Source organism: Streptomyces sp. NPDC101132, from assembly GCF_044759225.1.
Classification (GTDB): Bacteria; Actinomycetota; Actinomycetes; order Streptomycetales; family Streptomycetaceae; genus Streptomyces.
In genome coordinates, this window is the sequence record NZ_JBIVYX010000009.1 from 353,610 (window position 1) to 374,139 (window position 20,530).

General features: G+C 74.1%; 21 protein-coding genes and 1 pseudogene. 14 read left to right on the forward strand and 8 right to left on the reverse strand.

Going from position 1 to position 20,530, the window contains the following annotated elements; translation table 11 throughout:
* Positions 1-17 precede the first annotated feature (17 nt).
* The 3 genes from ACIQUR_RS22770 (at position 18) to ACIQUR_RS22780 (ending at position 2,544) form a co-directional block, all read left to right on the forward strand.
* Positions 18-776 carry an SDR family NAD(P)-dependent oxidoreductase gene (locus ACIQUR_RS22770; protein ID WP_403667049.1) on the forward strand — a complete coding sequence of 253 codons (759 nt, stop codon included), beginning with the start codon at positions 18-20 and terminating at the stop codon, positions 774-776.
* Entirely contained in the window at positions 773-1,834 is a 1,062-nt protein-coding gene (locus tag ACIQUR_RS22775) for a threonine aldolase family protein (protein ID WP_399948371.1), read from the forward strand. Before ACIQUR_RS22770 ends, ACIQUR_RS22775 begins: the two co-directional genes overlap by 4 nt.
* A gap of 89 nt (positions 1,835-1,923) precedes the next feature.
* On the forward strand, positions 1,924-2,544 hold the full coding sequence (locus ACIQUR_RS22780; protein WP_403667052.1) for a transglutaminase family protein: 621 nt from the start codon (positions 1,924-1,926) through the stop codon (positions 2,542-2,544).
* Here the strand turns inward: ACIQUR_RS22780 and ACIQUR_RS22785 are convergent.
* Both ACIQUR_RS22785 and ACIQUR_RS22790 read right to left on the reverse strand, forming a co-directional pair.
* On the reverse strand, positions 2,537-3,388 hold the full coding sequence (locus tag ACIQUR_RS22785; RefSeq protein ID WP_403667055.1) for an MBL fold metallo-hydrolase: 852 nt from the start codon (positions 3,386-3,388) through the stop codon (positions 2,537-2,539). The genes ACIQUR_RS22780 and ACIQUR_RS22785 overlap by 8 nt on opposite strands.
* A 98-nt stretch (positions 3,389-3,486) precedes the next feature.
* Positions 3,487-4,119: a GNAT family N-acetyltransferase gene (locus ACIQUR_RS22790; RefSeq protein ID WP_403667057.1), complete on the reverse strand. Its 633-nt coding sequence runs from the start codon at positions 4,117-4,119 to the stop codon at positions 3,487-3,489.
* 210 nt (positions 4,120-4,329) lie between these two features.
* Between ACIQUR_RS22790 and ACIQUR_RS22795 the strand changes: the two genes are divergently transcribed.
* Entirely contained in the window at positions 4,330-4,971 is a 642-nt protein-coding gene (locus tag ACIQUR_RS22795; RefSeq protein ID WP_403667060.1) for a GAP family protein, read from the forward strand.
* A 121-nt stretch (positions 4,972-5,092) separates the two neighbouring features.
* On the opposite strand, the gene ACIQUR_RS22800 is transcribed toward ACIQUR_RS22795, so the two are convergent.
* Entirely contained in the window at positions 5,093-6,646 is a 1,554-nt protein-coding gene (locus ACIQUR_RS22800; protein WP_403667062.1) for an MFS transporter, read from the reverse strand.
* A gap of 84 nt (positions 6,647-6,730) precedes the next feature.
* Here ACIQUR_RS22800 and ACIQUR_RS22805 point away from each other — a divergent pair, with 84 nt between their 5' ends.
* Complete coding sequence (locus ACIQUR_RS22805) at positions 6,731-7,270, forward strand: CGNR zinc finger domain-containing protein (protein ID WP_403667066.1); 540 nt, start codon at positions 6,731-6,733, stop codon at positions 7,268-7,270.
* A 63-nt stretch (positions 7,271-7,333) separates the two neighbouring features.
* On the opposite strand, the gene ACIQUR_RS22810 is transcribed toward ACIQUR_RS22805, so the two are convergent.
* Positions 7,334-8,056, reverse strand: a complete 723-nt coding sequence (locus ACIQUR_RS22810; RefSeq protein ID WP_403667069.1) for a lysophospholipid acyltransferase family protein — start codon at positions 8,054-8,056, stop codon at positions 7,334-7,336.
* A gap of 237 nt (positions 8,057-8,293) precedes the next feature.
* Between ACIQUR_RS22810 and ACIQUR_RS22815 the strand changes: the two genes are divergently transcribed.
* From ACIQUR_RS22815 to ACIQUR_RS22840, 6 genes are all read left to right on the forward strand, one after another.
* The gene (locus tag ACIQUR_RS22815) at positions 8,294-8,653 is read left to right on the forward strand and encodes a thioredoxin family protein (RefSeq protein WP_403667237.1); all 360 of its coding nucleotides are present in this window, start codon (positions 8,294-8,296) and stop codon (positions 8,651-8,653) included.
* 155 nt (positions 8,654-8,808) lie between these two features.
* Complete coding sequence (locus ACIQUR_RS22820; RefSeq protein ID WP_403667240.1) at positions 8,809-8,889, forward strand: putative leader peptide; 81 nt, start codon at positions 8,809-8,811, stop codon at positions 8,887-8,889.
* A 44-nt stretch (positions 8,890-8,933) separates the two neighbouring features.
* Positions 8,934-9,470, forward strand: coding sequence for a flavin reductase family protein (locus ACIQUR_RS22825; RefSeq protein ID WP_403667072.1), 537 nt, complete (start codon positions 8,934-8,936; stop codon positions 9,468-9,470).
* A gap of 214 nt (positions 9,471-9,684) precedes the next feature.
* Positions 9,685-10,473, forward strand: coding sequence for an electron transfer flavoprotein subunit beta/FixA family protein (locus tag ACIQUR_RS22830; protein WP_403667075.1), 789 nt, complete (start codon positions 9,685-9,687; stop codon positions 10,471-10,473).
* A 57-nt stretch (positions 10,474-10,530) separates the two neighbouring features.
* On the forward strand, positions 10,531-11,493 hold the full coding sequence (locus ACIQUR_RS22835; RefSeq protein ID WP_403667077.1) for an electron transfer flavoprotein subunit alpha/FixB family protein: 963 nt from the start codon (positions 10,531-10,533) through the stop codon (positions 11,491-11,493).
* Positions 11,494-11,718: 225 nt separating this feature from the next.
* Positions 11,719-13,008, forward strand: a complete 1,290-nt coding sequence (locus ACIQUR_RS22840; RefSeq protein ID WP_403667080.1) for a DUF6986 family protein — start codon at positions 11,719-11,721, stop codon at positions 13,006-13,008.
* 166 nt (positions 13,009-13,174) lie between these two features.
* On the opposite strand, the gene ACIQUR_RS22845 is transcribed toward ACIQUR_RS22840, so the two are convergent.
* Positions 13,175-14,161, reverse strand: a complete 987-nt coding sequence (locus ACIQUR_RS22845; RefSeq protein WP_403667243.1) for a LacI family DNA-binding transcriptional regulator — start codon at positions 14,159-14,161, stop codon at positions 13,175-13,177.
* A 211-nt stretch (positions 14,162-14,372) separates the two neighbouring features.
* Between ACIQUR_RS22845 and ACIQUR_RS22850 the strand changes: the two genes are divergently transcribed.
* On the forward strand, positions 14,373-15,416 hold the full coding sequence (locus ACIQUR_RS22850) for an NUDIX domain-containing protein (protein WP_403667082.1): 1,044 nt from the start codon (positions 14,373-14,375) through the stop codon (positions 15,414-15,416).
* Positions 15,417-15,454: 38 nt separating this feature from the next.
* Here ACIQUR_RS22850 and ACIQUR_RS22855 read toward each other — a convergent pair.
* Both ACIQUR_RS22855 and ACIQUR_RS22860 read right to left on the reverse strand, forming a co-directional pair.
* Positions 15,455-16,113: pseudogene (locus tag ACIQUR_RS22855) on the reverse strand (MBL fold metallo-hydrolase).
* Positions 16,114-16,141: 28 nt separating this feature from the next.
* Positions 16,142-17,506 carry a dipeptidase gene (locus tag ACIQUR_RS22860; protein ID WP_403667085.1) on the reverse strand — a complete coding sequence of 455 codons (1,365 nt, stop codon included), beginning with the start codon at positions 17,504-17,506 and terminating at the stop codon, positions 16,142-16,144.
* A 440-nt stretch (positions 17,507-17,946) separates the two neighbouring features.
* Between ACIQUR_RS22860 and ACIQUR_RS22865 the strand changes: the two genes are divergently transcribed.
* The gene (locus ACIQUR_RS22865; protein ID WP_403667246.1) at positions 17,947-19,179 is read left to right on the forward strand and encodes a geranylgeranyl reductase family protein; all 1,233 of its coding nucleotides are present in this window, start codon (positions 17,947-17,949) and stop codon (positions 19,177-19,179) included.
* Positions 19,180-19,189: 10 nt separating this feature from the next.
* On the opposite strand, the gene ACIQUR_RS22870 is transcribed toward ACIQUR_RS22865, so the two are convergent.
* The gene (locus ACIQUR_RS22870; RefSeq protein ID WP_403667087.1) at positions 19,190-19,648 is read right to left on the reverse strand and encodes a nitroreductase family deazaflavin-dependent oxidoreductase; all 459 of its coding nucleotides are present in this window, start codon (positions 19,646-19,648) and stop codon (positions 19,190-19,192) included.
* A 166-nt stretch (positions 19,649-19,814) separates the two neighbouring features.
* Here ACIQUR_RS22870 and ACIQUR_RS22875 point away from each other — a divergent pair, with 166 nt between their 5' ends.
* Positions 19,815-20,516, forward strand: a complete 702-nt coding sequence (locus ACIQUR_RS22875; protein WP_403667089.1) for a TetR/AcrR family transcriptional regulator — start codon at positions 19,815-19,817, stop codon at positions 20,514-20,516.
* The last annotated feature ends 14 nt before the right edge of the window (positions 20,517-20,530 follow it).

Genomic DNA, 20,530 nt, shown 5'->3' on the forward strand with positions numbered 1-20,530 from the left:
GCGCGGAGGAGGCTGGGATGGACGGCAACGGCAACAACGGCTCCCTCGCCGGAGCGGTGATCGCGGTGGCCGGTGCCGCCGGACCCGCCGGCCGGGCGGCGCTGCTCAGGCTCGCCGAGGCGGGCGCCACCGTGGTGGCGTCGGACGCCGACCCGGCCCGCCTGGCGGAGGCCGTCGACGCGGCGCGCTACGCGCACGGCGGCGCCACCGTCATCGGCGACACCGTGGACCTGCTGGACCTGGAGGCCACCCGCGAGTGGGCCGCCCGCACCGAGAAGGAGTTCGGGCGGATCGACGGCCTGATCCACCTCGTCGGCGGCTGGCGCGGCGCCAACTCGTTCACCGAGTCGGACCCCGAGGACTGGAACTTCCTGGAGAAGCTCCTGATCCGCACCGTCCAGCACACCTCGATGGCCTTCCACGACGGCCTGCTGCGCAGCGACAAGGGCCGCTACGTCCTGGTCAGCCAGGTCGGCGCGCACAAGCCGGTGGCCAACAACGCCGCGTACAACGCGGGCAAGGCCGCGGCCGAGGCGTGGACCCTGGCGATGGCCGACTCCTTCCGCAAGGCGGGGGGCGAGGACGGCCCGGGTGCCGCTGCTGCGATCATGGTCATCAAGGCACTGGTGCACGACGCCATGCGCGCCGAGCGCCCCAATGCGAAGTTCGCGGGCTTCACGGACGTCAAGGAACTGGCTGAGGCCGTTGTCGGCGTCTGGGACCGGCCCGCCTCGGAAGTGAACGGACAGCGTCTGTGGCTCACCCCGCAACCCTGAGGACCGACGCCCGCCGGCACCATGATCCGGCGGTGCGAGGTTTCGCCAGCGACAACTACGCGGGAGCACACCCGGAGGTCCTCGAGGCGATAGCCCTCGCCAACGGGGGCCACCAGGTCTCCTACGGCGAGGACGAGTACACCGAGCACCTGCAGAAGGTCATCCGCAGCCACTTCGGCCCCTACGCCGAGGCGTTCCCGGTCTTCAACGGCACGGGCGCCAACGTCGTCGCCCTCCAGGCGATGACCGACCGCTGGGGTGCGGTGATCTGCGCCAAGACCGCCCACATCAACGTGGACGAGGGCGGCGCTCCGGAGCGGATGGCCGGCATCAAGCTGCTGGCCGTCCCCACCCCGGACGGCAAGCTCACCCCCGAGCTGATCGACCAGGAGGCCTGGGGCTTCGAGGACGAGCACCGGGCGATGCCGCAGGTCGTGTCGATCACCCAGAACACCGAGCTGGGCACGGTCTACACGCCGGACGAGATCAAGGCCATCTGCGACCACGCCCACTCCCTCGGGATGAAGGTCCACCTGGACGGGGCGCGGATAGCCAACGCCGCGGCCTCGCTCGACGTGCCGATGCGCACGTTCACCAACACGGTGGGCGTCGACGTGCTGTCGTACGGCGGCACGAAGAACGGCATGCTCTTCGGCGAGGCGGTGGTCGTGCTCAACCCGGACTCCGTCCGGCAGATGAAGCACATCCGCAAGATGTCGATGCAGCTGGCGTCCAAGATGCGGTTCGTCTCCGTCCAGCTGGAGGCGCTGCTCGCCAAGGACCTGTGGCTGCGCAACGCCCGCCACGGCAACGAGATGGCCCAGCGGCTGGCCGCCGGCGTCCGCCAGGTCGACGGGGTGGAGATCCTCTACCCGGTACAGGCCAACGCGGTCTTCGCGAAGCTGCCGCACGAGGTCACCCGTCGCCTGCAGAAGCGTTACCGCTTCTACTTCTGGGACGAGGCCGCCGGCCACGTCCGCTGGATGTGCGGCTTCGACACCACGGAGGAGGACGTCGACGGCTTCCTCCAGGCGCTCAAGGAGGAGATGGCCCGCTGACGCGAGCCGTCACCCCAAGGCTTGAATAGATATGCCCCGCACCGGAAATGTATTGATCACCGGTGTGGGGCGTACCTATGCTCGCGCCCATGGAACTCATCCAGCTCAACCCGGACATCAAGGCGTACGTGGCGGCCGACGAGGCGATCGACCACCAGCACCCGCTGGTACGCGACACCTCGGCCGCCCTCTGGGCCGGTACCGGTGACGCATACTCATACGCGGAAGCGGCCTTCGACTTCGTCCGCGACGCCATTCCGCACTCCGCCGACAGCGGAGACCTCCGGGTCACCTGGCGCGCCTCCGACGTCCTCGCCCACCGAACCGGGATCTGCTACGCGAAGTCCATCGCCCTCGCGGCCCTGCTGCGGCACCGGGGCCTCCCCACCGCCCTGTGCTACCAGCGTTTGACGGAGGACGACGGCTCCGGCCCGGTCGTACACGGGCTGGTCGCCCTCCGGCTGCCGGGACGCACCCGCTGGGCCCGCCAGGACCCCCGCGGCAACGCACCGGGCCTGGACGCCCGCTTCAGCCTGACCGAGGAGCGCCTGGCCTTCCCGGTCCGCCCGCACCTCGGCGAGGCCGACTACCCCGAGCTCCACGCCACCGCCCCGGCGCCGGTGCTGACGGCCCTCCGGCAGGCGACGGACCGCACCCACCTCCGGCGCCTGCTGCCGGCCTCGCTGGACCGGGGCGCGGCGGTCACGTAGCGGACGGCCGGGGCTGCTCCGGCGGGACCGAGCTCTCGGCGAGCGCCATCCACCGGTCCAGGTCGGCCTGGGTGAACTCCGTCCACGGCGGCACCTCCGGCAGCCGGCGGAGCAGGTCGTAGGCCTCGGGGATCCGGGCTCCCCGGATGACCGGGCAGTGGCAGCCGGCGACGACCTCGGGGTCCAGCCGCTGGAAGTCGCCGACGACCGCCCCGAACTTCTGCTGGTCCACCAGGGCGGTCCAGGGGGAGACCAGGGTTCCGCCGAAGAACTGCCCGTCGCGGAACTCGTCGGGCGACATCGCCGCGGTCTCGGCCATGGGGGACGCCACGTTCGTGGCGAAGGTGTCCACGGCCCACAGCACGCGGGACTTCGTGTCGAAGAGGGCGCGGGTCGTGGGGTTGTCGTACAGCGGCGGCCGCTTGGCGACCAGCGTGCGGTCGCCCGCGTCGATGGTGTCGCCGTCGGTCATGAAGCGGCAGCGGTTGACCGGGGTCTCCCACTCCTCGGCCATCCGGCCGATGGAGAACCACGTGGTCAGCAGGGTCGCGTTCGGGCACTCCGCGAGGACCGCCAGGAGGTTGCCGGCGTGGTCGCGGTCGTCGTGGGTGAGGAAGATCCACCGTACGTCCAGGGGATCCACGACGGACCAGGCCGCCTCCAGCCACTGGGAGCGCACCGCGGGCGCCCCGGTGTCCACCAGGACCGGTTCACTGCCCCGGATCACCATCGAGTTCATCGGGAAGTGGCCGACCGGCGGGGCCTCCAGGGCCCATGGGATGACGAACGTCTCCTCGGCGATCTTGTAAGGCTGCAGAAGGTCGAAACTCTCCAGGGTCGTCATGGCCGCCCTCCTAGACCGGACTCGCGGCAAACACCCGTGAGTCCAGTCCAGCCCCACCCCGACCCCCCGTCAAACGCGCAAGCCGCGCCGCGTGCGGGTCACGGGACGGAGGGCCGGCGGACGAAGCCGGTCAGGGGGGCCAGGGTCCGCCAGCCGAGGGTTTCGTAGAGGGCCCGGTCCTGGACGGTGGCGCCGAGGGTGGCGGTGGTCGCGCCGTGCTCGGCGGCCGCGTTGGTGAGGGTGCCCATCACCAGTGTTCCCAGGCCGCGGCGCCGGTGTGCCCGCTCCGTGACGATCTGGTCGAAGACGCAGGCGCCGGCCGTGAGGCCGATACGGCCGCTCGCGGCGAGCGTCCCGTCGGCGGCCAGCACCCGCACGCGCGTGACGCCGTCGGCGGTCTCGGTGGTGGCCGTGTAGCCGTCGGGCGCGTGCGCGGCGGCCGGGCGCAGGTCGGCGGCCATCAGGAAGCCGGGGTCCGTCGGCTCCCAGGCGGGCGGGAACCAGGGCCGCATCACGTCCGGTGCCAGGAACGCCTTGATCCAGGTGGCCGGTTCGGTGACCGAGTCGACCAGCCCCCGGGCGGTCTCCGCGTCGGTGTCCAGCAGCACGTGGCGTACCGGCTGGGCCGGCTGCCCGACCCGGATGCTCAGCCCCCACGGCCTGTCCACCGGCTTCGGCGTCCGCCGCGAGACGGCCCACCCCTCCACCCACGAGCGCGCTGCGTCCCACATCCGGACACCCCTCCGAGTAATGGCCGAGCCTGGAAGTGGGATGTTACATAAGGGGGCCGGCGGCTGTCCTGACCCCCGCGCCCGCCCGGTGCCGCCGACGGGGCCGAGGCGTTCGTGGCGTCGGCGTGGTCCGCTTGACCCGCCGGAGAGTCGGCCGCAGAGTCGGGATGCGTACCGTGCCGGCCTCGATCCCAGGGAGCTGCTGTGCCGATGGTCGTCGATCTGGTCGTGATCGGCACGGCCATCACCTTCGGACCGCTGCACAACAGCGCCTGCATGCTGCTGCTCACGTCGGCCCGCGGCGTGCACAAGGGTCTCGCCTTCCTGCTGTCCTGGCTGGCCAACCTGGTCGTGGTGATCGCCTGCGTGCTGCTGCTGACCGGCGGGACGCCGCCCGAGCGCCACAGCACGCCGTCGACCGCGGCGGACGCCGCCAAGCTGGCGATCGGGGTGGGCCTGGTGCTGTTCGGCGGCTACCGGCTCCGGAGGCCGCCCCGCCCGCACGGACCACCGCGCTGGGCCGCCCGGATCGACCGGGCCTCCCTGGGCACCGCCGCAGCGCTCGCCTGGCTGCTCCAGCCGTGGGGCCTGGTCGCCGCCGGCGCCGCCACGGTGGTCAACGCGGACCTCTCCTCCGTCTCCGACTGGCTCGCCCTGACCGGCTACTGCGTGCTGGCCACGCTCAGCCTCCTGGCCATGGAGCTGTACACCGTCTGGGCGCCGGCCGCCGCGCGGACCCGGCTCAGCGCGCTGCGGACCTGGCTCGAACAGCACCAGGAACAGCTGGTCGTCACCCTCTCGCTGCTGGCCGGACTCTGGCTGACCGCCGGCGGCATCCTCGCGCTGGTGTGAGGGTCCGGGAGGCGGGGCGGCCGGTCCAGGCCCTGCCTCCGGAGCACGCCGGGCTCGCCCGGCCAAGGCCCTGTCTTTCGAATCACGCCCCGCGAGCCCGGCGTGATCCGAGAGACAGGGCCTAAGGCCGGTCCTGCGGCCCCGGGACGGCCCGTGGCGTCGCGGGGCTCGCGGGCGCGGGCCGGAGGGCGGGGGCGGAACCGGCCGGTGGGGCGGGGGTGCGGGCGAGGGTCCGGTGGAGGGCGGCGGCCGCCAGCTGCACCGCGCCGATCACCGCCAGCAGCCGGGCCGGGGGAAGCGCCGCGCCGAAGCCCACGGCGGCGGCGCCCGCCGAGGCCGCGGTCATCTTCAGGCCGGCACCGAGGGTGAACACCTGCTCCCGGGTCCCCTCCGGGGCGTGGTCGGCCCGGATCCGCAGGGTCGCGGCCAGCAGCGGCCCGTCGCACACGCCCGCCACCGCGAACAGGGCGGCCGCCACCGGCACCGACGGCGCCCACGACGCGGCCACCAGCGCCAGACCGGTGCCGGTCATGGCGTACTCCGCCAGCCGCCCCGCGGGCAGCGACAGGCGGGTCAGCCCCAGCGCACCCGCCAGGGCGCCCACCGCGAACGCGGTCATGAGCACGCTGCCGGAGCCGCTGCCGCCGCCCAGCCGGCCGGCGAGCAGCACCGCGGTGGTGGTCAGCGCCCCCAGCCCGAGGAAGGCCACCGAGGTGGCGGACGTGATGGCCCGCAGCTCCCGCACCCGCCAGATCGCGCCCACCCCCGCGCCCACGACCCCGCCCCGGCCCTTCTGCTCGCCCGGCCCGCCTGCCGGCCCGTCCGGACTCCCCGACGCGTCCGCGCCGCCCCGCCCGACGGGGCTTCCGGGTCCGCCGGGGTGGCCGGGTTCTCCGGGGTGGCGAGCTGCGCGCCGTCCTCCCGCCCGAGCGGGTCCGTCCGACCGGACCGGCCCGTTCACGTCGCCGGCGGTGTCCGCCGAGCTGCCGGCGCCGCCCGGCCCGCCGGCCTCGCCCGGTTCGGCGGTCGTCGGGGACGTGGCCACGTCTGCCGTCCGGGATGCGGCCGGGGTCCCCGTACCCTGCGCCGCCGACGGGCCCGCGCCGTCCCGGCGGCCGTACGGCAGGAGGGCCGCCAGGGCCGCGCCCACGGCGGCGGCGGACGCCAGGGCCGCCATCGACCACGCGCCCGAGCGGGCGGCGGCCAGCGCCCCGACCACCGCCGGAGCCGTGACCGAGGCCGCGTTGTACGTCGCCGCGTCCCACGCGTACGCCCGGTCCCGCACCGGGCCCGCCGGGATCAGCCGCGCCACCAGGCTCGACAGCGCCCCGGTCACCACGGGCCCGCACGCCCCGCCCGCCACCGCCACCGCGGCCACCACCGCGGCCGGAGCCCGCCCGACCAGCAGCGCCAGCCCCGCGAGCGCCGACCCGAAGCCCACCAGCGCCCCGGTGTAGAAGAGCCGCGGCCGCCGGGCCCGGGCGGCCACCGCTCCGGCCAGCGGCGCGGCCAGCGCGTGCGGCGCGGTCCACGCGGTGAGCACGAACGCACCGTGTGCCGCCCCGCCCGTGCGCTCCACCGCCAGCAGCACCAGCGCCAGCCCGACCCCCTCGCCCGCGAACCGGGCGGCCAGCGCCGTCGCCAGATACCCCCTCAGCACCGCAGGACCGCGCATCCGCATCCCCTCCCCGCGCCGGCGGCGCCCCCGGCTCCCCGCCGGCGTAACGCCTTGATACAACAAGACATTACACTCGGCGGTGTGAAGGGATTCGACCCCGCCCAGCGCCTCGTCGACCTCGCCAACGAGGTCCGCGTCAGACCGGACGCCTCCCGTGAGGCACTCGCCGCGCTCCTCGCCCGGCACGGCGAGCGCGCCGACGACCTGACGCCCGAGGCCTTCTCGGCGGCCGACGCGGCCGAACTCCGGGCCGCCGCCCGCAGGATGGGCGACGTCCTCGCCGAGACGGACGCGGACCGCGCCGCGGCGGCCCTCAACGCCCTCTTCGCGGCGTGCGGGGCCCGCCCCCGCCTCACCCGCCACGACGGCCACGCCTGGCACCTGCACGCGGACCGCGAGGACGCGGGGTGGGGCGACTGGTTCCTCGCCGCCGGCGCACTCGCGCTCGCCTCGGTCCTCACCGCGTACGGCCGGGTCGCCTGGGGCGCCTGCGCGGCCGCCCGGTGCGGCGCGTACTTCCTCGGCACCGGCCCGGGCAGCGCCCGCCGCTACTGCTCCGCCGCCTGCGCCTCCCGGGAACGCGTCGCGGCCCACCGCCGGCGCCTGCGCGCCGGGCAGTGAGCCGCGTACGTTCGTGCTGCCGGGCATCCCGGCTCCGGCCGGGAGGTCCGCCCGGCGGGACCGTCAGCCCGCCTCGCGCACCTCGGCCGGCGTGGGCGCGGAGCCGCCCAGGTGGGCCGGGAGCCACCAGGCGCCCTGCGCGTCCGCCGGACGCACCGGGTACGCCCGCTGCGCGGCGTCCAGCAGCTCCTGCACGCGCTCGCGCAGGCGGCGCGTCAGCGCGCCCGCGAACTGGTCCGTGGGCGCCTCCATCGGCTCGCCCACCCGCATCGTCACCGGGATGTGACTGCGCTTCAGGTCCTTGGGGCGGCCCTTGGTCCACAGCCGCTGCGTGCCCCACAGCGCCACCGGGATCACCGGCACGCCGGCCTCCTGCGCCATGCGCACGGCACCGGACTTGAAGCTCTTCAGCGTGAACGACTGCGAGATCGTCGCCTCGGGGAAGACCCCGATGATCTCGCCGGACCGCAGCGCCGCGAGGGCCTGCTGGTACGCCGCCTCGCCCTGCTTGCGGTCCACCGGGATGTGCTTCATCGCCCGCATCAGCGGCCCGGACACCTTGTGCCGGAACACCGACTCCTTCGCCATGAAGCGCACCAGCCGCTTCGACGGACGTGCGGTCAGCCCGGTGAAGATGAAGTCCAGATAACCGATGTGGTTCGACACCAGCACCGCACCGCCCTTGCGCGGGATGTTCTCGGTGCCCTTCATGTCGATCCGGATGTCCAGCGCGCGGAACAGGGTGTGCGCCGCACCGATCACCGGGGGGTAGACCAGCTCTGCCATCGTGGGGAGACCCCTCTTTCTGCCTGGGGCGGTGCTCCCGGCGGGAAGTTACGCCAGCGTAGGTACCGGCAAGGGGATCGTGCCCCATGGGAGCGCCGCTGACCAGTCCAGACGCCCCCGGTCGGCGAGATTCTCGTCACGCTGCGAAACCTGCCGGGAATCACGCGGTCACCGGGCGCGCTGACCCCACCGTACGGAACGGGGGACAATCGTCCCTGCGGAAGGCCCTCACGGCCCCTGAACGAGCGAAGGAGCACGGTGCGCGTGGACGCGACGACCGCGGACGGTGCGCGACGGCTGGGAGCGGCCGAACTCGGCGCGGAGCCGGGCGAACGCGCCACGCTCGTGCAATTCTCCAGTGCCTTCTGCCAGCCCTGCCGGGCCACCCGGCGGATCCTCGCCGAGGTCGCCGGCCTGGTCCCCGGCGTCGCCCACGTCGAGATCGACGCCGAGGCGCGCCTCCCGCTGGTCCGCGAGCTGGGGATCGCCAGGACGCCGACCGTACTGGTCCTCGACGCGTCCGGGGCCGAGGTGCGGCGGGCCGCGGGGATGCCGCGCAAGGCCGACGTCATCGCCGCGCTGGGCGCCGTCCTCTGACCCGCCCGCACCCCCGCGCGGCCGGCCGCTCCGCCCGGCGAACGCTCGTACGTTCGTACGGGAAACCGGTGCTCACTCCTGGACGCTCCGTGACGCCGCTCGCATCTCGCCGAAGCGGCTTGACTGCACCTGCCAACGATCGACAGGCTGACCGCATGCGGCCAGAACTCCTTCTCCACCGACGGGTCCACATCGACCTGCGCCGGTACGCGAGCGCCTGCTGTCCGGGCCGCTGAACGCCCCCGGACCCGCTCGCCGCCACCAGCAGAAGGACCCCGCCATGACCGCTCCGTCCGTACTCGCCACCACCGCAGGCGGCCCGGCCGCCGACGCCGGCCTGCCCGGCTCGCCCGAGCTGCTGCGCTCCGTCTTCCGCCGGCACGCCGCCGGCGTCGCGGTGATCACGGCGGCCGACGGGGAGCGCCCGTTCGGCTTCACGGCCACCTCGCTCAGCTCCGTGGCCGCCGAGCCGCCCCTCCTCTCCTTCTCGGTCGGGACCGGCTCCTCCAGCTGGCCGGCGATAGCCGGGGCCGGTCACGTCGGCGTCCACATACTCGGCGAGCACCAGCGCGAGCTGGCCGCCACCTTCGCCACGAGCGGAGCCGACCGGTTCGGTCCGGGCACGGCCTGGCGCACCGGACCGGAGGGCGTGCCGCTGCTCGACGGGGTGCTGGCCTGGCTGGTGTGCCGGGTGGTGGCCCGGGTGCCGGCCGGCGCGCACCGGGTCGTACTCGCCGAGGTCGTCGCGGGCGACCCGGCGGGGGAGGGCCGTCCGCTGCTGTACCACCAGGGCCGTTTCAACGGCCTGCGCGACTGAGTCGTCCCAGCACAGGGCCGGTTTTCCGGGGTGCCGGGCGGCGTTGGCAAGGTCACAGTTCGGTGAGCTTGCTTCCTGGTGGAAGCCAGGGTGTACTGACGAGTAACATTTCGATCGGAGCGCGGGCCGCCCCGACCGGGATCCGCCCAGTAAGGCGCCTATGCTGCCTGCACAGGGCAGCAGCCAGAAAAGACGATGCAGTAGGAGAGCCGGCGTGAGCTTGAGGATCGTTGTCTGTGTGAAGTACGTGCCCGACGCCACCGGCGACCGGCACTTCGCCGATGACCTGACCGTCGACCGCGACGACGTCGACGGCCTGCTGTCGGAGCTCGACGAGTACGCCGTCGAGCAGGCGCTGCAGATCTCCGAGGAGTCCGACGACGACGTGGAGATCACCGTCCTGACGGTCGGCCCCGAGGACGCCAAGGACGCGCTCCGCAAGGCGCTGTCGATGGGTGCCGACAAGGCCGTCCACGTCGAGGACGACGACCTGCACGGCACCGACGTCATGGGCACCTCGCTGGTGCTCGCCAAGGCGATCGAGAAGGCCGGCTACGACCTGGTCGTCACCGGCATGGCCTCCACCGACGGCACCATGGGCGTCCTCCCGGCGATCCTGGCCGAGCGCCTGGGCGTCCCGCAGGTCACCCTGCTCTCCGAGGTCAAGGTCGAGGACGGCACCGTCACCGGCCGCCGCGACGGCGACGCCGCGAGCGAGCAGCTGGAGGCCTCCCTCCCGGCGCTCGTCTCCGTGACGGACCAGTCGGGCGAGGCCCGCTACCCGTCCTTCAAGGGCATCATGGCCGCGAAGAAGAAGCCGGTCGAGTCCTGGGACCTGTCCGACCTGGAGATCGAGGCGGACGAGGTCGGCCTCGAGGGCTCCTGGACCGCGGTCGACTCGGCGGCCCAGCGTCCGGCGCGCACCGCCGGCACGATCGTCAAGGACGAGGGCGAGGGCGGCAAGCAGCTCGCGGAGTTCCTCGCGGGCCAGAAGTTCATCTAAGGACTTCGGTCACCCCAACCGCCCCCTCATACTTCGCAATCGCAGGAGAGCAGTCCCATGGCTGAAGTTCTCGTCTACGTCGACCACGTGGACGGTGCCGTCCGCAAGCCCACCCTCGAGCTGCTGACGCTTGCCCGCCGCATCGGCGAGCCCGTCGCCGTCGCGCTGGGTGCCGGCGCCGAGGCCACCGCCCCGGCCCTGGCCGAGCACGGTGCCGTCAAGGTCCTGACCGCCGACGCCCCCGAGTTCGCCGACTACCTCGTCGTCCCGAAGGTCGACGCGCTCCAGGCCGCGTACGAGGCCGTCTCCCCGGCCGCCGTGCTCGTCCCGTCCTCCGCCGAGGGCAAGGAGATCGCGGCCCGCCTCGCGGTCCGCATCGGCTCCGGCATCATCACCGACGCCGTCGACCTGGAGGCGGGTGACGAGGGTCCGGTCGCCACGCAGTCCGCGTTCGCCGCGTCCTTCACCACCAAGTCCCGGGTCTCCAAGGGCACCCCGGTCATCACCGTCAAGCCGAACTCGGCTCCGGTCGAGGCCGCCCCGGCCGCCGGCACCGTCGAGGCGCTCGCCGTCTCCTTCGGCGCCCTGGCCACCGGCACCAAGGTCGTCTCCCGCACCCCGCGCGAGTCCACCGGCCGCCCCGAGCTGACCGAGGCCGCGATCGTGGTCTCCGGCGGCCGCGGCGTCAACGGTGCCGAGAACTTCTCGGTCATCGAGGCGCTGGCCGACTCGCTCGGTGCCGCCGTCGGCGCCTCCCGCGCCGCCGTCGACGCCGGCTGGTACCCGCACTCCAACCAGGTCGGCCAGACCGGCAAGTCCGTCTCGCCGCAGCTGTACATCGCGTCCGGCATCTCCGGTGCCATCCAGCACCGCGCCGGCATGCAGACCTCGAAGACCATCGTGGCCATCAACAAGGACGCCGAGGCCCCGATCTTCGACCTCGTCGACTACGGCGTGGTCGGCGACCTCTTCCAGGTCGTCCCGCAGCTGACCGACGAGATCCAGTCCCGCAAGGGCTGATCCGCCGGCTCGCGCCGAGCTGCGCGACCTGCCTGACCTGCGCCGCCTGACCTGCGCAGACGCTGAGCCCCGGGGCCGCGTGGTGAACATCACCGCGCGGCCCCGCGGCTTTTGCGCGGTACGCCCGGACCACCCGGGGGCAAGCATTGACGGAGCGGAACGCCCTGACTAAATTCTGCTATGCGGATCAATGCTTCCGTGAAGCGGAAAATAGGAGTGTGTAGGATGGGTCAGCAGGAGAAGGTGGCAACGAGCCTCGCAGGCGCGGTCAGCGAGCGCGTCAGCGCCTCGCTCGCGCCGGTGGACGCGGAGCTCGCGCGCCGCTACCCCGGGGACCCCGGCACCCGCCAGCCCATCCACACCGTCTACGTACCCGGCGACGTCTTCACCGCCGACACCATCCGCTCCTGGGGCGACCAGGCCCTCGCCGCCCTCGACGAGCACGCCCCGGACGCCTCCACCTTCGCACGCGTCCTCGGCATCTCCGACGAACTCGCCGGCCCGGTCTACGAGCGCGTCCGGGCCAAGCTCCTGCGCGAGCCCATCGAGGACCTCCGCGTGGACTTCGAGGACGGCTTCGGCGTCCGCTCCGACGAGGAGGAGGACCAGGCCGCGGCCCGCGCCGCCCGCCTGGTGTCCGAGGCCTTCGCGAACGGCACCAACGCCCCGTACATGGGCATCCGCATGAAGTGCATGGAGTCCAACGTCCGGGACCGCGGCATCCGCACCACCGACGTCTTCCTCTCCGGCCTGCTGGAGCACGGCGGCCTCCCCGAGGGCCTGGTGCTCACCCTCCCCAAGGTCACCTACGCCGAGCAGGTCTCCGCCTTCGTCGAGCTGCTGGAGGCCTTCGAGACCGCCCGCGGCCTGCGGCCGGGCCGCATCGGCTTCGAGATCCAGATCGAGACCAGCCAGTCCATCCTGGCCTCCGACGGCACCGCCACCGTCGCCCGCATGATCGACGCCGCCAAGGGCCGCGCCACCGGCCTGCACTACGGCACCTTCGACTACAGCGCCTGCGTCGGCGTCTCCGCCGCCTACCAGTCCAGCGACCACCCGGCCGCCGACCACGCGAAGGCCATCATGCAGGTGGCGGCCGCCGGCACCGGCGTACGCGTCTCCGACGGCTCGACCAACGTGCTGCCCATCGGCACCACCGAGCACGTCCACGAGGCCTGGAAGCTGCACTACGGCCTGACCCGCCGCGCCCTGGCCCGCGCCTACTACCAGGGCTGGGACATGCACCCGGGCCACCTCCCCACCCGCTACGCCGCCGTCTTCGCCTTCTACCGCGAGGGCCTCGACGCCGCCGCCGCGCGCCTCAAGGCGTACGTCGCGAAGATCGAGGGCGACGTGATGGACGAGCCGGCCACCGCCAAGGCCCTCGCCGGCTACCTGGTCCGCGGCCTGGACTGCGGCGCCGTCGGCGCCGACGAGGTCACCGCCCGCACCGGCCTGACCCGCGCGGAACTGGACGCCTTCGCCATCCCGCGCCGCTCGGCCACCCTGAAGTAGCCCTCCGCCCGGGGCCCGCCCGGGACACCCGGAACCCGGCGGGGCCGGGCGGTGCACGAACACCGCCCGGCCCCGCCGTCGTACGGTCGGTCCGCGCCGGCCCGCGCAAGGGCACGCCCGCCGGCGCACGGCCCGCCCCGCCGGCACGTGCCCGGACGGTCGGCGATCAGGCGGCCGGCGGGAGTTCGCCCGAGCCGCGGGGGACGAGGCGGGTCGGGAGTTCGATGCGTTCCACCGGGAGGCGGGTGCCGGCGAGGCGGCGGAAGAGGCGGTCGGTCGCCACCCGGCCCAGGGCCGCCGGATCCTGGGCCACCACCGTCACGCCCGGGCGCAGCAGGTCGGCCAGCTCGAAGTCGTCGAAGCCCACCAGCGCCACGGCCCGGTCCAGGCCCGCCAGGACCCGAACCAGCGTCACGGTCACCCGGTTGTTGCCCGCGAACAGGGCGGTGACCGGCTGCGTTCCGGCCAGCATGGCGCGGGCCGCCTCCGTCACCGTCCGCGGATCGGTCGGACCCAGCGCCACCAGCCCCGCCGGCACCGGCAGCCCGGCGTCCGCCATCGCCGCCCGGTACCCCCGCAACCGCTCCTGGGCGGTGTGGATGTGCGGCTGGTCGCCGACGAACCCGATCCTCCGGTGGCCGTGCGCGATCAGGTGGGCCACACCGTCCCGGGCGCCGCCGAAGCTGTCCGACAGCACCACGTCCGCGTCGATCCGGCCCGCCGGCCGGTCCACGAACACCGTCGCCACCCCGGCCCGCATCTCCGGCTCCAGGTACCGGTGGTCGTCCCCGGCCGGGATCACCACCAGCCCGTCCACCCGGCGCGCGCACAGCGCCAGCGCCAACTCCCGCTCCCGGTCGGGGTCCTCGGCGCTGGACCCGTTGATGAGCAGCGCGCCGTGGGCCCGGGCCACCTCCTCCACCGCGCGGTTCAGCGGCCCGTAGAACGGGTCCGCCAGGTCCTCCAGGACCAGGCCCACCGTGGCGGTCCGCCCTTTGCGCAGCACCCGGGCGCTGTCGTTGCGCCGGAAGCCCAGCTCCTCGATGGCCTCCCGGACCCGCCGCTCGGTGTCCTGGGTGACCCCCGGCTCCTCGTTGACCACCCGCGAGACGGTCTTGAGCCCGACCCCGGCCCGGGCCGCGACGTCCTTCATCGTCGGCCGGTTCCCGTAGCGGGAGTCCTGAGGGTTCTGGGGCACGCGCGTCCTCCGGTCGATACTGGCGCCGATCTTCGAGGATAGTGCCCGGCCGACACGCCCCGCGCGTGCCCGGATACCGTCGGTGCCGTGAGCCCCGGCCCGGTCCCGGGTTTCCGTGACAGGGTGTTGCGGGCAAGCCACAGGGGGCTTCGGATGAGGGGGACTCGTGATCGTCTGGATCAACGGCACGTTCAGCGCCGGGAAGACCAGCACCGCCCGCGAACTGACCGGGCTGCTCCCGGACAGCACCCTGTACGACCCCGAGGTGATCGGCGGTGTCCTGAAACACCTGCTGCCGCCCAAACACCTCGACGAGGTGACGGACTACCAGGACCTGGCCATCTGGCGGCGGCTGGTCGTCGACGGCGCCGCGGCCGTGCTCGCCGAGGTGGGCGGCACCCTCGTCGTCCCGATGACCCTGCTGCGCCAGGAGTACCGCGACGAGATCTTCGGCGGCCTCGCCGCCCGCCGGATCGAGGTCCGGCACTTCCTGCTCACCCCAGAGGAAACGATCCTTCGGGAGCGGATCGCCCACCGGGACGATCCGGAGGTCCCCGACGCCGACCGGCAACTCCGCATCCGCCAGTGGGCGTACGACCACATCCCGGCCTACCGCGAGGCGCTCGGGGGCTGGCTCCGCGCCGACGCCCACGCCGTCGACAACAGCACGCTGAGCCCCCGCGAGACGGCCGAGACCATCGCCGCCGCCGTCCGCGGCGGCACCTCCGGCTGCTGCGAGATCGTCCAGACCCCCGAACCGACCGGCGAGACCGTCGCCGCCGGGGTGCTGCTCTTCGACGACCAGGACCGCGTGCTGCTGGTCGACCCCACGTACAAGCCGGGCTGGGAGTTCCCCGGCGGGATCGTCGAGCCGGGCGAGGCCCCGGCCCGCGCCGGCATCCGGGAGGTCGCCGAGGAGGTCGGCATCACCCTCGACCGGCCGCCCCGGCTGCTGGTCGTCGACTGGGAGCCGCCGCGGCCCCCGGCCTACGGCGGCCTGCGCATGCTCTTCGACGGGGGCCGCCTCCCGGCCGAACAGGCCCGCGCGGTACGGCTGCCCGGCCCGGAGCTGCGCGCCTGGCGGTTCGTCACCGAGAGCGAAGCGGCCGGGCTGCTCCCGCAGAACCGTTTCGACCGGCTGCGCTGGGCCCTGCGCGCCCGCGAGCGCGCCACCGTGCTCAACCTGGAGGCGGGCGTCCCGGTCGGCTGACCGGCCCGCCCGCCCGCGCGGCCCGGGCCCGCCGCCCGCTACACCGCGGCCTCCGCCGCCTCCCCCAGCGCGAGGGCGGCCCCTCCCGTCACCGGGTCACCGTGGCCGAAGCACACCGTGTCCGGAGCCAGCGCGGCCAGCCCGCGGAACGAGGCCAGCGCCCGCTCCCGGTCCGTGTTGAACACCCCGAGCATCACCCGCCCCACACCCGCCACCGAGTCGCCGGTGAACAGCACCCCGTGCCGCGGGAGATGGACGCCGATGCTGCCGTCGGTGTGCCCGGGGGAGTGGACGGCGTACGCGCCGTCGCCGAAGCCCAGCTCCGCGCCGTCCTCCACCTCCCGGTGCACCGGCGTGGGCGGCGCCTCCGGCACCGACAGCCCGTGCGCGTACAGCGGCACCTCCCAGTCGAGCAGCACCGGCTCCGGCACCGGCCGCTCGCCCCTCACCGGAGCCTCCAGCCGGTGGGCCACCACCTCCGCGCCGTACCGCCCGGCCAGCTCGCCGGCCGAGCCGACGTGGTCGCGGTGGCAGTGGGTCAGCACGATGCGCCGCAGGCCGGCGGGATCCAGGCCGAGGGAACGTATCCCCTCCTCGATCTCCGCCGCCGACGTGACGTTGCCGGGGAGTCGATCAGGGTGAGGTCGGTCCCGTCGCGCCACAGGTACGCCTGGCCGACCGGGAACGAACTCCGCACGGTGGCGGCCCGCCCCGGCGCGGCGGGTTCAGGCCTTCTTCGACTCCGCGTAGTTCACCAGGAACAGGGCCTCGGCCACCGACAGCCGCTCCAGCTCCTCCGGCGAGACGCTCTCGTTGACCGCGTGGATCTGCGCCTCCGGCTCGCTCAGGCCGATCAGCAGGATCTCGGCCTCCGGGTACAGGTTCTGCAGGGTGTTGCACAGCGGAATCGATCCGCCCATGCCCGCCGCCTGCATCTCCTGGCCCGGGTACGCCGCCCGCAGCGCCTCGGCCATCGACGCGTACGCCGGGCTCGCCGTGTCCGCCTGGAACGCCTGGCCGGAGCCGACCTGCTCCACCTGCACCCGCGCGTTCCACGGCGTACGGGCCTCCAGGTGGGCCATCAGCAGCTTGTTCGCCGCGCCGGTGTCCATGCCCGGCGGCACCCGCAGGCTGATCAGCGCACGGGCGCTCGCGTGCACCGACGGCGTCGCGCCGACGACCGGCGGGCAGTCGATGCCCAGCACCGTCACCGCGGGCCGCGCCCACAGCCGGTCGGAGACCGAGCCGTCACCGATGAGGTCCACGCCGTCCAGCACCTTCGCGTCGGCACGGAAGTCGCCCTCCGGGTACTGCAGGCCCTCCCAGACGCCCGCCGCGTCCAGCCCGTCCACCGTGGTCGAACCGTCCTCGGCGCGCAGCGAGTCCAGGACGCGGATCAGCGCGGCCAGCGCGTCCGGCGCGGCACCGCCGAACATGCCGGAGTGCAGGTTGCCCTCCAGCGTGTCCACCTGCACGCGCACCAGCGTCATGCCGCGCAGCGTGGCCGTCACGGTCGGCAGGCCCAGGCGGAAGTTGCCCGCGTCGCCGATCACGATCGCGTCCGAGGCCAGCAGTTCCGGGTGCGCCTCGGCGTACATCTGGAGGCCGCCGGTGCCCTGCTCCTCCGAGCCCTCGACGATCACCTTCACGCCCACCGGCACGCCGCCGTTGGCCTTCAGCGCCCGCAGCGCCAGCAGGTGCATGATGAACCCGCCCTTGCAGTCCGCGGCACCGCGGCCGTACCAGCGGCCGTCGCGCTCGGTCAGCTCGAAGGCCGGCGAGATCCAGGCCGCGTCGTCCAGCGGCGGCTGCACGTCGTAGTGCGCGTACAGCAGCACCGTCGGCGCGCCCTCGGGGCCGGGCAGGTGGCCGTACACGGACTGGGTGCCGTCCGGGGTGTCCAGCAGCGCGACGTCCTCGAAGCCCTCGGCGCGCAGCGCGTCCGCGACCCAGTTCGCGGCGCCCTCGCTCTCGCTCTTCGGGAACTGCGCCCAGTCCGCCACCGACTGGAACCTCACCAGCTCCGCCAGCTCCCGCTGCGCGCGCGGCATCAGGGAGGCGACGGTCTCGGCGATCGGATGGGACGGCATGGGCACGCTCCTCGTGGGTGCGACGTTGTAGTTCGTGTATGCCGGATGGGCACAGCCGATCTTCCCACAGAGGGGCTCGGACCAGCCCCGCCGTAGGATTCCCTCGGCACCGGAGCAACCTCAGGGATCGGGAGCAGCAACACATCGTGAGCAGCGAGCACGGGGACAACGGCGGCGCGGAGCACGTGGACGCGGAGGGTTCGGGCGCGGGGAGTCCGGGGGCGGAGGCCCCGGGTACGGGGGGTCCGGGAGCGGGCGGACCGGGAGTGGAGCGCCCCGGAGCCGGGGACGGGATCGCGGACGCGGACCCGGAGGCGGCCGAGGCGGGCGCCGGGGACGCGGGCCCTGCCGGGGAGACCAACCCTGCCGAGCCTGCCGGGGAGACCAACCCGGCCGATGCGGCCGTCCCGGACGCGGGTGCGCCGGAGGGGGGCCGCGAGGTGTGGGACGTGGTGGTCGTCGGGGCCGGCCCGGCCGGCGCCTCGGCGGCGCACGCCGCTGCGGCGGCCGGACGGCGGGTGCTGCTGCTGGAGAAGGCCGAGCTGCCGCGCTACAAGACCTGCGGCGGCGGCATCATCGGGCCCTCGCGCGACGCGCTGCCGCCCGGCTTCGTGCTGCCCTTCAAGGACCGCGTCAACGCGGTGACGTTCTCGCTGAACGGGAAGCTGACCCGTACCCGCCGCTCCCGGCACATGCTCTTCGGACTGGTCAACCGACCCGAGTTCGACGCCGGCCTGGTGGCCGCCGCCGAGAAGGCCGGCGCCCAGGTGCGCACCGGGTGCGCGGTGGCCCGGGTGGAGCAGCACGGTCCCGACGTACCGGACCGCCGCACCGTCGCCGTGCACCTCGCCGACGGCGAGATCGTGCTGGCCCGGTCGGTGGTCGGCGCGGATGGCAGCGCCAGCCGGATCGGCGCCCACGTGGGCGTCAAGACCGTGCAGGTGGACCTGGGCCTGGAGGCGGAGATCCCGGTGCCGCCGACGGTGGCCGAGGACTGGAAGGGCCGGGTGCTGATCGACTGGGGTCCGCTGCCGGGCAGTTACGGCTGGGTCTTCCCCAAGGGCGACACCCTCACGGTCGGCGTGATCTCGGCGCGGGGCGACGGCGCCGCCACCAAGCGGTACCTGGAGGACTTCGTCGCCCGGCTGGGGCTCGCCGGTTTCGAGCCCGAGATCTCGTCCGGGCACCTGACGCGCTGCCGTGCGGACGATTCCCCGCTGTCGCGTGGGCGGGTGCTGGTGGCCGGTGACGCGGCGGGCCTGCTGGAGCCGTGGACGCGCGAGGGCATTTCCTTCGCGCTGCGTTCGGGCCGGCTGGCGGGGGAGTGGGCGGTGCGGATCGCGGAGTCGCAGGACGCCGTCGACGCCCGCCGCCAGGCGCTCAACTACGCCTTCGCGGTCAAGGCCGGGCTCGGCGTGGAGATGGCGGTGGGGCGGCGGATGCTGGCCGTCTTCGAGTCGCGGCCGGGGCTGCTGCACGCGGCCATCACCGGCTTCCGGCCCGCGTGGCGGGCGTTCGCGCGGATCACCCGCGGCTCGACGTCGCTGGGCGAGATGGTCCGTACGTACCCGCTGGCGCGGAAGGCGCTGCACGCGCTGGACCGCCGGCAGCAGACGCAGCAGGAGAAGCAGGAGCAGGAGCAGGACCGGAAGCAGGAGAAGCTGCCGGAGTAGGGGCGGCGGGTCAGTCCGACACCGTGATGCGGAAGACGGGGTGGTCGCCGGCGGCCGCGAGGAGCTCCTCGTCGGTGGACCCGGCGGTCACCCCCTGGAAGAACCGGTCGACCTCCCAGCCCCAGCGCCGGAGGTAGCTGCGGAGCACCGCCGGGCGCTCGGCCGGGGGGACCTCGACGGCCGTGAAGGGGCGGACCCTGCGGCCGACCCGCAGTTCGCCGCCGCCCGCGGCCCGCATGTTGCGCACCCACTGCGAGTGGCCGCGGGCGGAGACGAGGTACTTCACGCCCTCGTGGGTGTGGGGGTTGACGGGGATGCGCTGGAGCTTGCCGGAGACCCGGCCGCGGACGCTGAGCTCGGCGGTGCCGGCCAGGCTGAGGCCGAGCCGGGCGAGCCGGCCGATCAGGCGGTTGAGGCGGGCCTCCAGGCCCCGGGCGGGCACGTAGTACGGCTGAGGCTGAGCGCTCATCGGGGCCTCCCTGGCCAGTTTGGAGAGCGGTGCTCTCGCTTGAGATCAGTGTGCACGCATCGGTGCGCGGAAGCAAGAGCACTGCTCTCTGAAGTGATCGGGGGTCTCCTTCGAGAACGCCGTACGTTTCGTTGAGCACTGCTCTCGCGCATGGCAGACTGCCCGTATGAGCACAGCGCGAGGGGTCAGGGAACGGGCCCGCATCGAACTCACCGCCGCGATCAAGGACGAGGCGCGCGGGCAGCTCGCGGCCGAGGGCGCCGCGAAACTCTCCCTGCGCGCGGTCGCCCGCGAACTGGGCATGGTCTCGTCGGCCCTGTACCGGTACTTCCCCAGCCGGGACGACCTGCTCACGGCACTGATCGTGGACGCGTACGACGCCGTGGGCGCCGCCGCGGAGGCCGCGGCCGCCGGCTCCGCCGGGGCGGACCCGGTCGAGCGCTGGGTCCGGGTCTGCGCGGCGGTACGCGACTGGGCGCTGGCGCACCCGCACGAGTACGCCCTGATCTACGGCTCGCCCGTACCCGGCTACGAGGCGCCCCAGGACACCGTCGCCCCCGCCTCCCGGGTGGGCAACGCGATGATCGCCATCCTGAGGGAGGCCCACGGCACCCGGGGCCTGGCCCTGCCCCCGCTGCCCGCCGCCCTGCGCCCCGAGGCGGACCGGATGACCGCGGACTTCGCCGAGGGCCTGCCGCCGGAGGTGGTCGCCGCACTGGTCGCGGCCTGGGCCCAGCTCGTCGGCCTGGTCTCCTTCGAACTCTTCGGCCAGTTCAACCGCGTGGTGGAGGACCGGGACACCTTCTTCGCCCACGCGGTCCGCCGCCTGGCCGACTCGGTGGGCCTGCTCCCCGCCCCCGGCGCCTGACGGTCGTCGACCCC

What these genes read in the sequence shown, in the direction of transcription:
- ACIQUR_RS22770 (WP_403667049.1), top strand. Translation starts at nt 18, where the DNA reads ATGGACGGCAACGGCAACAACGGCTCCCTCGCCGGAGCGGTGATCGCG.
- ACIQUR_RS22780 (WP_403667052.1), top strand. Translation starts at nt 1,924, where the DNA reads ATGGAACTCATCCAGCTCAACCCGGACATCAAGGCGTACGTGGCGGCC.
- ACIQUR_RS22785 (WP_403667055.1), bottom strand. Translation starts at nt 3,388, where the DNA reads ATGACGACCCTGGAGAGTTTCGACCTTCTGCAGCCTTACAAGATCGCC.
- ACIQUR_RS22790 (WP_403667057.1), bottom strand. Translation starts at nt 4,119, where the DNA reads ATGTGGGACGCAGCGCGCTCGTGGGTGGAGGGGTGGGCCGTCTCGCGG.
- ACIQUR_RS22795 (WP_403667060.1), top strand. Translation starts at nt 4,330, where the DNA reads ATGGTCGTCGATCTGGTCGTGATCGGCACGGCCATCACCTTCGGACCG.
- ACIQUR_RS22800 (WP_403667062.1), bottom strand. Translation starts at nt 6,646, where the DNA reads ATGCGCGGTCCTGCGGTGCTGAGGGGGTATCTGGCGACGGCGCTGGCC.
- ACIQUR_RS22810 (WP_403667069.1), bottom strand. Translation starts at nt 8,056, where the DNA reads ATGGCAGAGCTGGTCTACCCCCCGGTGATCGGTGCGGCGCACACCCTG.
- ACIQUR_RS22820 (WP_403667240.1), top strand. Translation starts at nt 8,809, where the DNA reads ATGCGGCCAGAACTCCTTCTCCACCGACGGGTCCACATCGACCTGCGC.
- ACIQUR_RS22825 (WP_403667072.1), top strand. Translation starts at nt 8,934, where the DNA reads ATGACCGCTCCGTCCGTACTCGCCACCACCGCAGGCGGCCCGGCCGCC.
- ACIQUR_RS22835 (WP_403667077.1), top strand. Translation starts at nt 10,531, where the DNA reads ATGGCTGAAGTTCTCGTCTACGTCGACCACGTGGACGGTGCCGTCCGC.
- ACIQUR_RS22840 (WP_403667080.1), top strand. Translation starts at nt 11,719, where the DNA reads ATGGGTCAGCAGGAGAAGGTGGCAACGAGCCTCGCAGGCGCGGTCAGC.
- ACIQUR_RS22845 (WP_403667243.1), bottom strand. Translation starts at nt 14,161, where the DNA reads ATGAAGGACGTCGCGGCCCGGGCCGGGGTCGGGCTCAAGACCGTCTCG.
- ACIQUR_RS22860 (WP_403667085.1), bottom strand. Translation starts at nt 17,506, where the DNA reads ATGCCGTCCCATCCGATCGCCGAGACCGTCGCCTCCCTGATGCCGCGC.
- ACIQUR_RS22870 (WP_403667087.1), bottom strand. Translation starts at nt 19,648, where the DNA reads ATGAGCGCTCAGCCTCAGCCGTACTACGTGCCCGCCCGGGGCCTGGAG.
- ACIQUR_RS22875 (WP_403667089.1), top strand. Translation starts at nt 19,815, where the DNA reads ATGAGCACAGCGCGAGGGGTCAGGGAACGGGCCCGCATCGAACTCACC.